At 70.7% G+C, this 13,679-nt stretch carries 12 protein-coding genes; 7 read left to right on the top strand and 5 right to left on the bottom strand.

Annotated elements, in window-relative coordinates; translation table 11 throughout:
* Nucleotides 1-72 precede the first annotated feature (72 nt).
* Nucleotides 73-621: an SRPBCC family protein gene (locus IA22_RS0126445; protein WP_015580133.1), complete on the top strand. Its 549-nt coding sequence runs from the start codon at nucleotides 73-75 to the stop codon at nucleotides 619-621.
* A 109-nt stretch (nucleotides 622-730) separates the two neighbouring features.
* Here IA22_RS0126445 and IA22_RS0126440 read toward each other — a convergent pair whose 3' ends face one another.
* Nucleotides 731-1,561: a rhamnogalacturonan acetylesterase gene (locus tag IA22_RS0126440; RefSeq protein WP_015580132.1), complete on the bottom strand. Its 831-nt coding sequence runs from the start codon at nucleotides 1,559-1,561 to the stop codon at nucleotides 731-733.
* A gap of 110 nt (nucleotides 1,562-1,671) precedes the next feature.
* Nucleotides 1,672-2,517, bottom strand: coding sequence for a pentapeptide repeat-containing protein (locus IA22_RS0126435; RefSeq protein ID WP_030125063.1), 846 nt, complete (start codon nucleotides 2,515-2,517; stop codon nucleotides 1,672-1,674).
* A 130-nt stretch (nucleotides 2,518-2,647) separates the two neighbouring features.
* On the opposite strand from IA22_RS0126435, the gene IA22_RS0126430 reads away from it, so the two are divergent.
* Both IA22_RS0126430 and IA22_RS0126425 read left to right on the top strand, forming a co-directional pair.
* Entirely contained in the window at nucleotides 2,648-3,130 is a 483-nt protein-coding gene (locus IA22_RS0126430) for a hypothetical protein (RefSeq protein ID WP_030125062.1), read from the top strand.
* Between the two features lie 63 nt (nucleotides 3,131-3,193).
* Complete coding sequence (locus IA22_RS0126425) at nucleotides 3,194-3,421, top strand: hypothetical protein (protein WP_014152365.1); 228 nt, start codon at nucleotides 3,194-3,196, stop codon at nucleotides 3,419-3,421.
* A gap of 63 nt (nucleotides 3,422-3,484) precedes the next feature.
* Here IA22_RS0126425 and IA22_RS0126420 read toward each other — a convergent pair whose 3' ends face one another.
* Nucleotides 3,485-4,243, bottom strand: coding sequence for an ArsR/SmtB family transcription factor (locus IA22_RS0126420; protein WP_014152366.1), 759 nt, complete (start codon nucleotides 4,241-4,243; stop codon nucleotides 3,485-3,487).
* Between the two features lie 213 nt (nucleotides 4,244-4,456).
* On the opposite strand from IA22_RS0126420, the gene rhaI reads away from it, so the two are divergent.
* The 3 genes from rhaI (at nucleotide 4,457) to IA22_RS0126405 (ending at nucleotide 9,302) form a co-directional block, all read left to right on the top strand.
* The gene (gene rhaI / locus IA22_RS0126415; RefSeq protein WP_030125061.1) at nucleotides 4,457-5,623 is read left to right on the top strand and encodes an L-rhamnose isomerase; all 1,167 of its coding nucleotides are present in this window, start codon (nucleotides 4,457-4,459) and stop codon (nucleotides 5,621-5,623) included.
* 69 nt (nucleotides 5,624-5,692) lie between these two features.
* Nucleotides 5,693-7,738 carry a bifunctional rhamnulose-1-phosphate aldolase/short-chain dehydrogenase gene (locus tag IA22_RS0126410; protein WP_014152368.1) on the top strand — a complete coding sequence of 682 codons (2,046 nt, stop codon included), beginning with the start codon at nucleotides 5,693-5,695 and terminating at the stop codon, nucleotides 7,736-7,738.
* 82 nt (nucleotides 7,739-7,820) lie between these two features.
* Nucleotides 7,821-9,302, top strand: coding sequence for a rhamnulokinase (locus IA22_RS0126405; RefSeq protein WP_030125060.1), 1,482 nt, complete (start codon nucleotides 7,821-7,823; stop codon nucleotides 9,300-9,302).
* Nucleotides 9,303-9,437: 135 nt separating this feature from the next.
* On the opposite strand, the gene IA22_RS0126400 is transcribed toward IA22_RS0126405, so the two are convergent.
* The gene (locus IA22_RS0126400) at nucleotides 9,438-10,496 is read right to left on the bottom strand and encodes an enoyl-CoA hydratase/isomerase family protein (protein ID WP_014152370.1); all 1,059 of its coding nucleotides are present in this window, start codon (nucleotides 10,494-10,496) and stop codon (nucleotides 9,438-9,440) included.
* A 179-nt stretch (nucleotides 10,497-10,675) separates the two neighbouring features.
* Here IA22_RS0126400 and IA22_RS0126395 point away from each other — a divergent pair, with 179 nt between their 5' ends.
* On the top strand, nucleotides 10,676-12,769 hold the full coding sequence (locus tag IA22_RS0126395) for a SpoIIE family protein phosphatase (RefSeq protein WP_030125059.1): 2,094 nt from the start codon (nucleotides 10,676-10,678) through the stop codon (nucleotides 12,767-12,769).
* 165 nt (nucleotides 12,770-12,934) lie between these two features.
* On the opposite strand, the gene IA22_RS0126390 is transcribed toward IA22_RS0126395, so the two are convergent.
* Nucleotides 12,935-13,594, bottom strand: coding sequence for an LAETG motif-containing sortase-dependent surface protein (locus IA22_RS0126390; protein WP_014152372.1), 660 nt, complete (start codon nucleotides 13,592-13,594; stop codon nucleotides 12,935-12,937).
* Between the last annotated feature and the right edge of the window lie 85 nt (nucleotides 13,595-13,679).

The following is a 13,679-nucleotide window of genomic DNA, read 5'->3' as shown; positions in this document are numbered from 1 at the left end:
CGCCAACCGTTCGCAGATGATCCGCCCGGCCTGCGGGAGACGCCCCGGCCGGCCGGGGCAGGGAGACCTCTGATGCCTCGCACGATGTCCGTTTCGGACAGCATCCTCATCCGTATGGCGCCGTCGGCCGTGTACCGGGAGCTGAGCGACCCCACCGCGATGGGACGCTGGAGTCCGGAGAACAGGGGCGCGAGGGTGCTCGGGGAGCACCGGGGTGCTCATGTAGGCATGGTTTTCGAGGGGCGCAACAAGCGGGGCTCCTTCCGGTGGACGACGAAGTGCACGGTGACGGCGGCCGATCCGGGTGAGCGGTTCGCTTTTCGTGTGCACGCGATCGGGGCGCGCCGCCCGCTCCTGCCCGGGGCGATCGCACTGTGGGAGTACCGGTTCGAGTCGGTCGACGGTTTCACCCGTGTCACGGAGACCTGGACGGACAACCGGCGGTCGTGGCCCGATTTCGTGGCAAACGCCTTCGACCGGGTCGCGACGCGGGGGCACACGTTCGCCGAGTTCCAGCGGCGGAACATCCGCACGACGCTGGAACGTCTCAAGGCGGTGCTGGAGGCAGACGGCTCGGAGGACGTCCGCGTGGAGGGCGGTCCGGGCGTGGGCGGGGCGTGAGACGGGGCCGAGGCTCGGGGCCCGTGCGGTGGAGCGGACCGGCTGGGGCACCCGGCGCGCCCGGCGTCCGAGGTCTCGTCCGTCCCGCCGCGCCCGCCGTGCGGAGCGGTCAGCGCGCGGCCGTCGGCACCACCTCACCCGAGAGCGGCAGCCCCAGACCTGCAACGGAGCGGGAGACCAGCCGGGCCATCTCGGCGGCGCCCCGCTCCTGGAAGTGGGTGTTGTCCTGCACGCCGCCGGGGAAATTGGGGTACTGCCCGGCGTCCAGCCACAGAAAGATCCCCTTGGACGCCTCCACCCCTGTCCTGTCGAGGTAGGAGCGGCTGGCCGCCGAGAGGTCGACCAGGGGCGCGTTCTCCTCCCGCGCCACGGCCTTCGCGGCGTCCACGTAGGCGGGGAAGGAGACGTTGAACTTCCCGGTGGACGCGTCGTACGAGCGGCGCGACACGGGCGTCACCACGACGGGGGTGGCGCCCAGCGCACGGGTGGCGCGGATGTAGTCGTTGCGCAGGTACTCCTTGTAGTCGGCGGGCGGTGTGTACCGTTCTGCGTTGCCGACGGTGGCGTCGTTGTGCCCGAACTGCACGAACAGGTAGTCGCCGGGCCTGATCACCGCGTGGATCGCGGCCAGCCGGCCCTGCTCGATGAAGGACCGCGAACTCCGCCCGCCGATGGCACGGTTGGCGACGGTGACGGCGGAGGTGAAGTACGACGACAGTTTCTGGCCCCAGCCGGCCTGCGGGTAGTACCCCGAGCTGTACGACTGCGCGGTGGAGTCGCTCGCGATGTAGAGGGTCCCCGCGGCTGTCGGCGTTCGCCCGGTGGCAGAGGCGCTGCCGGGAGCACCCAGCGTGCCTGCGACACCGGCGGTGAGCGCGCCGGCGGCACCGAGGAGAAAGCGCCTGCGGGTGGTGGTGCTGTTCACGGCTGATCGGCTCATCCGACCGTCCCTCCGGGAGAGTTGAGCGGGGGTCGGATTGCAGTGGCAGCCGGGACGCGAAAGGTTGCCGGGTCGTCGCCCCCGTTGCCGCCGGCTGGAGTCCGGCGGCTTCAGGCGGTGCCGGGCCTGTCCGCCGCCCAGTGCGGAGGCCGGGTGAGGGAATCCGGCAGCTTCGTGGCGGCGTTGCCTCTCGCCGCGTTCACCTGGGCCTGCGTGAGGAAGAGAGCACCGCTGAGATCCGCGTCGGACAGATCCGCGTCACGGAAGTCGGCGCCGATGAGTTCCGCCCGGCGGAGGTCGGCTCCGCGCAGATCGGCGGCGATGAGGTAGGCCCCGCGGAGTTCGGCCCCGCGCAGGTCGGCGCCCTTGAGCGAGGCCCCGATGAGATCGGCTCCCCGCCGGCTGCGGGTGTCGCGCCGTCGAACGGTGGCGCGTTCGAGTTCACCGGCGCGCAGGAGCAGCGAGGCGACCCTGTCCCGGTGCGCGGACACGTCCAGGTCCGCCAGTTCGCCGGCAGGCAGACGGGTGAGGTGTTCGGTGGTGGCGAGGACGTCGCGGAGGTCTGCGTACAGGCGCTCGGCGGCCGGCAGGGTGAGCGCCTCGGTGAGGTACCGCAGCAGTTCGTGAAGCTGTCGCATGACGGGGAAGACCTGGAACATCTGGCGCGCCGTGTCCGGGGCGGACCGCCAGTCCCGCCCCCCGTAGGTTTCCTGGGAGACCTTCTGGCCCGCGCCGAAGCAGTCGTACACGGTGCAGCCGGTGAAGCCCTCGGTGCGCAGCCGGGCATGAATGCCGCAGCGGAAGTCGTCGGCGAGGTTGGGGCACGGAGTGCCCGCGTCCTTGTCGATCGCGAAGTCCGCCGAGGCCGTCAGCGTCAGGGCGACACAGCAGAGTCCGAAGCAGTTGGCGCAGTCGGCGCGCAGATCTGCCGGGGCGGTCGGATCGTGGTCGGGCACGTGCCTGGTCCTCCTCTGTGCGGTACCGGCCAAGTTTACGGGCGCGCGGTACGGCCACAGGGCGGCCGCTGTCAGTGGCCGGGCGCACACTTGACCGCGGAACTCGGCACGGTGAGGAAGGGGACGGGACGTGAGTGCGTCGCAGCAGGAGAGAGGGTTCGAGCCCGCCACCGGCGACGGTCCCGAGAACCCGGCAGACGCCGAGGTGCGGGCCGCGGAGGTGCGGACCGCCTTCGAGGGGATGCTGCAGATCAGACGCCTGACCCGTGCGGATCTCGCGGATCCCGAAGGCGTCCCGGCCCCGTGGGAGCTGAACCGGCCCCTCCGGGCCGTGGCGTTGGCCCTGGAGGCGGCGGGGATTCCCGCTTCCGCGGTCGGCACGTCCGGTGAACGCGTCGCCTCGGGCTACCGCGTGTGTGACGGTGAGGCCCCGGGTTCGGTGCGGGTCGAGTGGGCCGGACCACCGGGCAGCGGAGCGGCGCACGACGAGGAGGAGGCACTGGGCCGGTGTGTCACCGTCCTGCGGCGGCTGGGCTGGACGGCGCTGTCGTACCGCGGACCGCGGCGACGGCGCTTCCTCGAGGTCGAGGCGCCGCCCTCGGCCCGTTCGTGAACTCACTGTCAGACCCGTGAGGAATGCTTGACGGTCCGACACCTCTGACCGGGAGATGCTGAGATGCACCAAGCCGAAATCACCGCGGCTCAGGCGTACATCCGTCTGATGGCCGCCACCCGCGCCGCCCTCGCCGACCCGGACGTGGCGCCGCTGTACATGTCCGTGCTGGCCTCGCCGATGGAGGAGGCCGACGAGGCTCTGCGGAGCGCCGGTCTGACGGGCAACGAGGACCGGTTCTTCGCTCTCGTGCGGCAACTTCAGCCGACCCTGACGGGCTCCGATCGCTGACGGGTTCCGTGCGCCCGCGTGACGGGCGGCCTTTCGGGCGAGCCCGTCACGCCGGCACTCCGGTCACTGGTCGCCGTACATGAGCGAGCCGGGGGTGGTGAGCAGTTCCCCTGTCTCCAGCCAGGTCTTGAGCCCGGAGAGGATCATCGGCCATCCGCCGTACAGCTCCTCGTGGGCGCCGTCGCGGAGCTCGTCGTGGGTGACGGTCAGCCTGCAGGAGTCCGCGACCTGCTCGATCTCCCAGGTGATGCGGGTCGCCCCTTCGTTCCTCACGTCGTCGCTCCAGAGCGCCACCATGCTCTGTACGAGCCTGTGCGGCGGATCGACCTCCAGGTTCTTGCCCTCGCCCAGCGGGCCGGCGGCACCGGGAGCGCCCATCTCGAAGCGTGAGCCCTCGGTCCAGTCCGAGACGACACGGGCGCCGAAGTTGTACTTGCTCCTGATCTCGGGGTCGGTGATCGCCTCCCAGAGACGCTCGGGAGTGGTACGGATGTAGATCTCGAAGACCTTCTCCATGGGATTCTCCAGTCGGCTCTTGAGATCGCCGAGCCCGGCTGCCCAGGGCTCGGCGTACTTGCTCACCCACCGGTCGTGGACAAGCCGGATGGGCACCGGGTTCAGGAAGTGCAGCTTCTCCCGCCCCCGCCGTCGCGTGACGACCAGCCCCGCCGCCTCCAGCTGCTTGAGGTGCTTCATGACCGCGAACCGCGTCATCGCGAAGCGGGCCTCCAGCGCACCCAGTGTCTGTCCGTCGTCGCGGAACAGCTCGTCGAGCAGGCGGCGTCGTGTCGGATCGGCCAGGGCTTTGAACACAGCGTCCATACACCCAAAATAGGTGACCTTTTGGTCACATGCCACCGCGGACAAGTCGCTGGGAAGCTGTCCGCCACGATGTGGTGAATTGATTCAAACCGAGAAGTAACCTGACCAGCTGCTTGACGAGCAGCGTCGCCCAAATCTAGCGTACGTCCTGGATGAAACGTTTCACATCCCGATCGTGACCGGTCGCCGGATGACTCTGCTTACGAGGTGTTCATGTCTGATGTGTCGGCCGTCAAGGCAGCTCTGAAGTCTCAGGTCATCGAGACGCCCTCCTGGGGTTACGGCAACTCCGGAACCCGCTTCAAGGTCTTCGCCCAGCCCGGTGTCCCGCGCAACCCCTTCGAGAAGCTGGCGGACGCGGCGCAGGTGCACGCCCACACCGGCGTCGCTCCCAAGGTGTCGCTGCACATCCCGTGGGACAGAGTGGAGGACTACACGGCACTGACCCGGTACGCCGAGGAGCTCGGACTGCGGGTCGGCGCGATCAACTCCAACGTCTTCCAGGACGAGGACTTCAAGCTGGGCTCGGTCACCCACCCGGACCCGAAGGTCCGCCGCAAGGCCACCGATCATCTGCTCGAGTGTGTCGACATCATGGACGCCACCGGCTCCCCCGACCTGAAGCTGTGGTTCTCGGACGGCACCAACTACCCGGGCCAGGACGACATAGCGGGCCGCCAGGACCGTCTGGCCGAGGCTCTGGCCGAGGTCTACGAACGGCTCGGCGACGACCAGCGGATGCTGCTGGAGTACAAGCTCTTCGAGCCGGCCTTCTACACCACCGACGTCCCGGACTGGGGCACCTCGTACGCCCACTGCCTCAAGCTGGGGCCGAAGGCCCAGGTCGTCGTCGACACCGGACATCACGCGCCCGGGACCAACATCGAGTTCATCGTGGCCTTCCTGCTGCGCGAGGGGAAGCTCGGCGCGTTCGACTTCAACTCCCGCTTCTACGCCGACGACGACCTGATGGCGGGAGCCGCCGACCCGTTCCAGCTGTTCCGGATCATGCACGAGGTGGTCAAGAACGGCGGGCTGAAGAGCGAGACCGGCGTGAACTTCATGCTCGACCAGTGCCACAACATCGAGGCGAAGATCCCGGCCGTCATCCGCTCGGTCACCAACGTCCAGGAAGCGACCGCCAAGGCACTGCTGATCGACGCCGAGGCGCTGGCCGCGGCCCAGCTCTCCGGTGACGTCCTCGCTGCCAACGGGGTGCTGATGGACGCCTTCAACACGGACGTACGGCCGCTGCTGGCCGCGGTCCGCGAGGAACTCGGCCTGGCCCCGGACCCGTTCGCCGCCTACCTCGCCTCCGGCAACCAGGAGCGCATCGCCGCCGACCGCGTCGGCGGCGAGCAGGCGGGCTGGGGCGCCTGAGTCCCGCTCCCCCGCCTCCGTACGTCCAGCCGCACCCGCCCGTCCCTCACTCCTCGCGAAGGAACACTCATGACGTCCGCGACGCACGCCGAAGTCGCCGCGCTCCTGGAGCGCGCCCACCGGATCGGCTCCGACCCCCGCAACACGAACTACGCCGGCGGCAACGCCTCGGCCAAGGCGACGGCGGCCGATCCGGTCACCGGTGGAGAGGCCGAGCTCCTCTGGGTCAAGGGCTCGGGCGGGGACCTCGGGACGCTGACCGAGGCCGGTCTCGCCGTGCTCCGGCTGGACCGGGTACGGGCGCTCAAAGACGTGTACCCGGGGGTGGACCGCGAGGACGAGATGGTCTCCGCCTTCGACTACTGCCTGCACGGCAAAGGAGGCGCGGCCCCGTCGATCGACACCGCGATGCACGCGCTCGTCGAGGCCACGCACGTCGACCATCTGCACCCGGACTCGGGGATCGCGCTGGCGTGCGCGGCCGACGGTGAGAAGCTGACCGCCGAGTGCTTCGGCGACCAGGTCGCCTGGGTCGGCTGGCGCCGGCCCGGCTTCCAGCTGGGACTCGACATCGCGGCCGTCAAGGAGCGGAATCCCCAGGCGGTCGGCGTGATCCTCGGCGGCCACGGCATCACCGCGTGGGGCGACACCTCGGAGGAGTGCGAGCGCAACGCCCTCTGGATGATCCGGACCGCGGAGACGTTCCTGGAGGAGCGTGGAAAGGCCGAGCCCTTCGGCGCCGTCCTTCCCGGCAGGGAGGCGCTGGACCGGGAGGCGCGGCTGGAACGGGCCGCCGCGCTCGCCCCGGTGATCCGCGGTCTGGCGTCGGAGGACCGCCCGCAGGTGGGGCACTTCACCGACGCGGCTCCCGTGCTGGACTTCCTCGCCCGTGCCGAGCACCCCCGCCTCGCCGCGCTCGGCACGTCCTGTCCCGACCACTTCCTCAGGACCAAGGTCAGCCCCCTGGTCCTCGACCTGCCGGCGGACGCACCGCTGGAGGAGGCGGTGGCCCGGCTCGGGGTGCTGCACGAGGAGTACCGGGAGGCGTACCGCTCCTACTACGAGCGTCATGCCGCACCGGACTCCCCCGCGATGCGCGGAGCGGACCCGGCGATCGTGCTGGTGCCGGGTGTCGGCATGTTCTCGTTCGGTAAGGACAAGCAGACCGCGCGTGTCGCCGGGGAGTTCTACCTCAACGCGATCAACGTGATGCGCGGCGCCGAGGCCGTGTCCACGTACGCGCCGATCGAGGAGTCGGAGAAGTTCCGCATCGAGTACTGGGAACTGGAGGAGGCCAAACTGCGGCGGATGCCGAGGCCGAAGGCGCTGGCCACCCGGGTCGCGCTGGTCACCGGCGCCGGGTCGGGCATCGGCAGGGCCATCGCCCACCGCCTCGTCGGGGAAGGCGCGTGTGTCGTCGTCGCGGACCTGAACACGGAGACCGCGGCGGCAGTCGCCGAGGAGCTCGGCGGTCCGGACAAGGCCGTCGCGGTGACCGTCGACGTCACGTCCGAGGAGCAGATCGCAGAGGCGTTCAAGGCCGCCGCGGTCGCGTTCGGAGGGGTGGACCTGGTCGTGAACAACGCCGGTATCTCCATCTCGAAGCCCCTGCTCGAGACCTCGGCCCGGGACTGGGACCTTCAGCACGACATCATGGCGCGCGGTTCGTTCCTGGTCTCGCGCGAGGCGGCGCGGGTGATGCGGGCACAGCGCCTGGGCGGCGACATCGTCTACATCACGTCCAAGAACGCCGTCTTCGCGGGCCCGAACAACATCGCCTACTCGGCGACCAAGGCCGACCAGGCTCATCAGGTACGCCTCCTGGCGGCCGAGCTGGGCGAGCACGGTATACGGGTCAACGGGGTCAACCCGGACGGTGTGGTGCGCGGTTCCGGCATCTTCGCGGCCGGCTGGGGAGCCCAGCGCGCGGCGACCTACGGCATCGAGGAGGAGAAGCTGGGCGAGTTCTACGCCCAGCGCACCATCCTCAAGCGCGAGGTGCTCCCGGAGCACGTCGCCAACGCCGTCTTCGCCCTGACGGGCGGGGATCTCACACACACCACCGGTCTCCACATCCCCGTCGACGCCGGTGTGGCCGCGGCCTTCCTGCGCTGACCGTGCACCACCCTGCCGCACCCCGGACGCCGTTCCGCGCATGACCGGGGCGCGGCTTCGCCCTGATCGGATGAGAGTTCCCATGCCTGCGACTTCACGACACGACGCGGCCTTCGCCGCGGTGGACCTGGGCGCCACCAGCGGCCGGGTGATCACCGGGCGGGTCGGCCCCGACGAACTGGTGCTGACCGAGGCGCACCGCTTCGCCACTACGCCCGTGCACCTGCCCGACGGACTCCACTGGGACGTACTCGCTCTGTACCAGGGCATGCTGGACGGGCTGCGGGTGGCGGCGCGCGGCGGCCCTGTGACGTCGGTGGGCATCGACACCTGGGCCGTGGACTACGGCCTCCTGGATGCCGACGGGTCGCTCCTCGGGCTGCCCTTCCACTACCGCGACGCACGTAACGCCGCCGCCGCCGAGGCGGTCCTGGCCCGCTGCGACGCGCAGGAGCTGTACGGCGTCGGCGGGCTGCAGCACCTTCCGTTCAACACCGTCTTCCAACTGGAGGCCCATCGTTCCACCGCGCAGTGGTCTGCGGCGCGGACCCTGCTGATGATGCCCGATCTGCTGGTGTACTGGCTGACGGGCACGGTGGGAGCCGAAGTGACCAACGCGTCGACGACAGGGCTCTTCGACGCGCGCACCGGTGAGTGGTCCGACGCGCTGATGGGACGGCTGGGGCTGGAACGCTCCCTGTTCCCTGCCCTCCGCGAACCGGGTGCGCCGGCCGGCACCCTCCTTCCGCACGTCGCGGAGTTCACCGGTCTCCCGGCGGACACTCCGGTGACGACGGTCGCCTCGCACGACACCGCGTCGGCCGTGGCCGCGGTCCCGGCGACCGGGCCGGGGTTCGCGTATGTGTCCTGCGGAACCTGGTCGTTGGCCGGTCTCGAACTGGACACGCCGGTGCTGACGGAGGAGTCGAGGGCGGCCAACTTCACCAACGAGCGCGGTGTGGACGGCACGGTGCGCTTTCTCCGCAACATCATGGGGATGTGGCTGCTGGAGGAGTGCAGGCGCACCTGGGAGCGCGACGGCGTGGCGACCGATCTCGAATCCCTGTTCTGGGACGCGGCGCGCGTCCGGCCGTTCGCCGCCGTGATCGACCCGGACGACCCGGTGTTCCTGGCGCCGGGCGACATGCCGTCCCGCATCGACGCCGCACTGGTCCGGACCGGGCAGCAGGTCCCGGACGGGCCCGGCGGCTATGTCCGGTGCGTGCTGGAGAGCCTGGCGCTGGCGCATCGCAGGACGCTGCGCCGGGCCGCCGGGCTGGCAGGCCGCGAGCTGACCCGCGTCCATCTGGTCGGCGGCGGTTCGCGGAACGAACTGCTGTGCCAGTGGACGGCCGACGCGACCGGTTTGCCGGTCACGGCGGGGCCCGCCGAGGCCACCGCGCTCGGGAACGTACTGCTCCAGGCGCGGGCCCACGGGCTGGTCGGCGGGTTGACGGAGATGCGGGGACTGGTCGCCCGCACCCAGGAGCTCCGCCACTACGCGCCCCGGGGGGACACCGCGGCGTGGGACCGGGCGGAGGACCGTCTGACGGCACGGGCGTAGGCGGGCCCGGCGGCGCAACCGACGAGGACGGCGGTCCGAGGGGGCCCTCGTGCACGGCCGGAGCACGGGACGGGGCGGCGTCCTTGGGGCGGACCGGGCGCTTCGGTATGCCCGTGCCGTGCTCCGACCGGGGGTTCAGCTCGTGAACAGGCCCAGTTCCCGGTCCCCGAGCGGCTCGAAGTGCCGGGCGACCTCAGCAGCGGTCACCTCATGGATCTCCGCCGGGCTCCACCGCGGTGTGCGGTCCTTGTCGATGATCCGTGCGCGTACGCCCTCCGTGAGGTCATGTCCGGTGAAGGCCCGGCAGGAGACGCGGAACTCCTGGTCGAGGACGGCTTCGAGACTGCCGAGCCGCGCGGCCCGGCGTACGGCGGCCAGCGTGACCTTGAGCGCCGTGGGTGAGGCGGTGAGCAGCGCGGCGGCCGTCTCCTTCGCGGCCGTCACACCGCTGTTGGACAGCCGGTCGATGATCTCCTCGACGGTGTCGGCGGCGTAGCATTCGTCGATCCATGTGCGCTGCGCGGCCAGTTCCCCTTCGGGTGCGGTGGTCGCGTACCGCCGCACGGTCTCCTGCACCTCGGTGGGTGTCGCACTCCGTGCCAGCTCGGTGACGAGGTCGGCGAGGTGCTGCGACGGGACGAAGTGGTCGGCCAGCCCGCACAGGACGGCGTCGGCGGCGCCGACCGTCCGGCCGGTGAGCGCGAGGTGGGTGCCGAGCTCCCCCGGGGCCGCGGCCAGCAGATGGGTGCCGCCCACGTCGGGTACGAAGCCGATCGCCGTCTCGGGCATCGCGACACGTGAACGCTCGGTGACGACGCGCACGTCGCCGTGGGCCGACACGCCTACCCCGCCGCCCATCACGATGCCATCCATGAGCGCCACGTACGGCTTGGGGAAGCGGGCGATGCGGGCGTTGAGCCGGTACTCGTCGCGCCAGAAGTCCACGGAGGCGCTGCGGCCCGCGCGGGCGTCCTCGTAGATCGAGCGGATGTCGCCGCCCGCGCAGAGTCCTCGACCGCCGGCTCCGTCGATCACGACGGCGGTGACCGCGTCGTCGTCCGCGGCCCGGACGAGCGCTTCGTCGATGCCGCGCACCATGGTGTGGGTCAGTGCGTTCAGGGCCCGCGGCCGGTTGAGGGTGAGGTGGAGGATGTGACCCTCGGTGTGCAGCAGGACGGGCTCGTCATCGTTCATGTGTGCGCTCCGGTCAGCCGTGGACGATCTCTCGGTGCCATTCTGCGACGGGTGTCGCGGGGCGCCGGAGCCGGGTCTCCCGCAGATATCGCTGTGGCACTCCCGCATCGCGGGCTCGACAATTGACTTCTACGGGCCGCGGCGCCCAGCAGCCCCGCCGGACGACCTCCGGAGCACGCATGACCGACTCTTCACGGCGAGCAGACGGCGACGCGTTGTCGCGGCTCCCGCTCGAACGGCATCGCGCCGGCGAGACGGGGACGGTGGAACGCCTTGCCCTGAACCGGACCGGCAGCTTCGAGTGGGATCTGGACGCCCGGACCGTGGACGTCGACGATGCGGGGCTGATGGTCTTCGGCCTGGATCCCGCGACTTTCGACGCCTCCCCCTCGGCCGTGATCGACCGACTGGACCCCGCGGACCGGGCCCGCCTGGAGACCACCATCGACGAGGCGGTGGCCGACGGGAGCAACTCCTACAGCGTCCACTTCCAGATGCCCATGGAGGACGGGACCCACCAGTGGACGCACGTCCAGGCACGGATCCTGCGGTCCGAGGACGGCCGGGCACACCGGGTCATCGGTGTGGTGCGGGACGCGACGGCCGAGGTCACCCATTCGGCCTTCGTGCTGGATCTGGAAAAGCGGCGCCGGCGTCAGACGAGCATCGTCGAACGCACCACGACGGCGATGTCACGCGCGGTGACCGTGGACGACGTCACCGCGGCGCTCACCGGTCCGGGGGGCCTGGTCGGCATCGGCGCCGACGGGCTCGCGCTGGGGCTGGTGGAGAACTCCGCGCTCAAGATCATCGCACTGAGCGGGGACTCGGTGGAGGTACTGGCAGGCCTCGGGGCGGGACGGCTGGACGCGACGCTTCCGCTCGGTGACACGATCCTCAGCGGGCGCCCTCGGTTCATCACGTCGCTCGGGGCACTCGTCCAGCGCTATCCGGCCCTCGAACCGCACATCGGGGAGCTGAAGTTCCGTGCGGTGGCGTACCTCCCGTTGATCGCTCAGGCTCGCCCCCTGGGCGGCCTCGCCCTCTTCTACCGCGAACGCACGGCCTTCAGCGCGGACGAGAGGATCCTGTGTCTGGGCCTGGCCGCGATCGTGGCCCAGTCGCTGCAGCGGGCGATCCTCTTCGACGAGGAGCGCGAATTCGCCACAGGTCTCCAGTCGGCCATGCTCCCCCGGCGGATCCAGGAGATCGAGGGCGGCGAGATCGCGGTCCGTTACCACTCCGCGTGGAGCGGGCGCGAGGTCGGCGGCGACTGGTACGACGTGGTCACGCTGCCCCGGGGCCGTATCGGCGTCGCGGTGGGTGATGTGCAGGGACACGACACCCACGCCGCGGCGATCATGGGGCAGCTGCGGATCGCCCTGCGCGCGTACGCCGCCGAGGGCCACCCACCGGCCACGGTCCTGGCGCGGGCGTCCCGCTTCCTCGCGGAACTGGACACCGACCGGTTCGCCACGTCGACGTACGCGCAGGTGGATCTCGCCACGGGAGAGGTGCGGGTGGCGCGCGCGGGGCATTTCGGGCCGCTGATCCGCCATACCGACGGCCGGGTCGGTGTTCCTCAGGTGCGTGGGGGGCTGCCGCTGGGAATCTCCTCGGACTTCGGGGACGAGGAGTATCCGGAGACCCGTCTCGACCTGGTGCCGGGCGAGACCCTCGTCCTGTACACCGACGGGCTCGTCGAGGAGCCGGGCGCGGACGTCGACGCGGGGGTCGCGGCACTGATCCACGAGGTGAGCGAAGGGCCCGACGGGGCAGAGGCGTTGGCGGACCACCTGTCCGACCGGCTGTGGGAACGGTGGGGTTCGGGCGACGACGTGGCCCTGCTGGTACTGCGGCGCAGCCCGGATCTCGGCTCCCCTCAGGCTCCCCGGCTGCACCAGTACATCCATCAGGCTGATCCGCAGGGGCTCTCCGAGGCCCGGGCGATCGTGCGCCAGGCTCTCACGGACTGGGGTCTCGCCGGCTTGGCCGACGACGCCGAGACGGTCACCGGGGAGTTGCTGGTCAACGTGCTGCTCCACACGGAGGGCGGGGCGGTGCTGACACTGGAGGTCCTGCCGGAACCTGTTCGGCGCATCAGGCTTTCGGTTCAGGACCGTTCGAGTGTCTGGCCGCGGCGGCGCACTCCGGGTGAGACGTCGACCTCCGGGCGTGGTCTGCTCCTGCTGGACGCGGTCGCCGAACGCTGGGGCATCGAGCCTCGCGGCGAGGGCAAGGCCGTCTGGTGCGAGATCGGCCCCGACGCCTGAGCACGTGCTGCGACTGCTGCCGGGGGTCACGTGTCGCAGGGCACCCGGGCCGGACGGGCAGGAGTCGAACGCGACAGGGGGCGCACCGCACCGGATTCGGTGCGGTGCGCCCCCTTCCCGGCCCGCCGGTGTATCAGAACCGTCGTGCCGGAGAGTCCGGACGCGTCAGTGCTGCACGCCGCGGCGCTTGCGGACGGACCAGAGGATGCCGCCGCCTGCGAGCAGAACCGCGAGAGCGGCTCCACCGATGACGGGCGTGGCGGACGAAGAACCGGTCTCGGCCAGGTCCGGCGCGCTGCTGCTCGACTCCGCGGGGGCAGGCGCTGCCTCCGTGGCGGTCTCACTCGGCTCCGCGCTCGGCTCGGCGGTCTCCGAGGCGGACGGCTCCGTGCTCGGGGTCTCCGAAGGCGTCTCCGAAGGCGTTTCCGAAGGCGTCTCCTGCGGCGGGGTCTCGTCGTCCTCGCACACCGGAGCGGTCTTCGTCTGCTCGAAGGAGTACTTGTCGTCGTCGCCGGCCTTGACGACCAGGCGGACCTGCAGCTCCTTGTCGTGCTTCGGGAGCTGGAGCGGGGTCTTGGTGTGGTACTCACGGCCGAACTCGGTCGTGGCGAGCAGATCCTCGCCGCCCACGACAGACACGGTCACCTCGTTGGTGGCCTTGCTCGAATAGGCCGTCAGGTTGAGCGTCACTTCGGAGCAGGTCACGGCCCAGGTGGGTGTGTGAGCTGCGGCCGGCGCGGCGGAGATGACTCCACCGGCCAGACCGACGACCGCGGCGGCCGCGAATGCTCCCGCGCCACGCCACGATCTCCTGGGTATGGTCATGAAATTCGTCCTCCATATGAGTGCACCGCTGAGATGGCGGTGGGGCGCACAGTACTGCCCCCTGCCGCGGGAAGCGCACCCGCCC

The sequence above is a fragment of the Kitasatospora papulosa genome, from assembly GCF_000717245.1.
In the GTDB taxonomy this organism is placed as follows: Bacteria; Actinomycetota; Actinomycetes; order Streptomycetales; family Streptomycetaceae; genus Streptomyces; species Streptomyces papulosus.
This window is presented reverse-complemented; position numbering and strand designations above follow the sequence as displayed.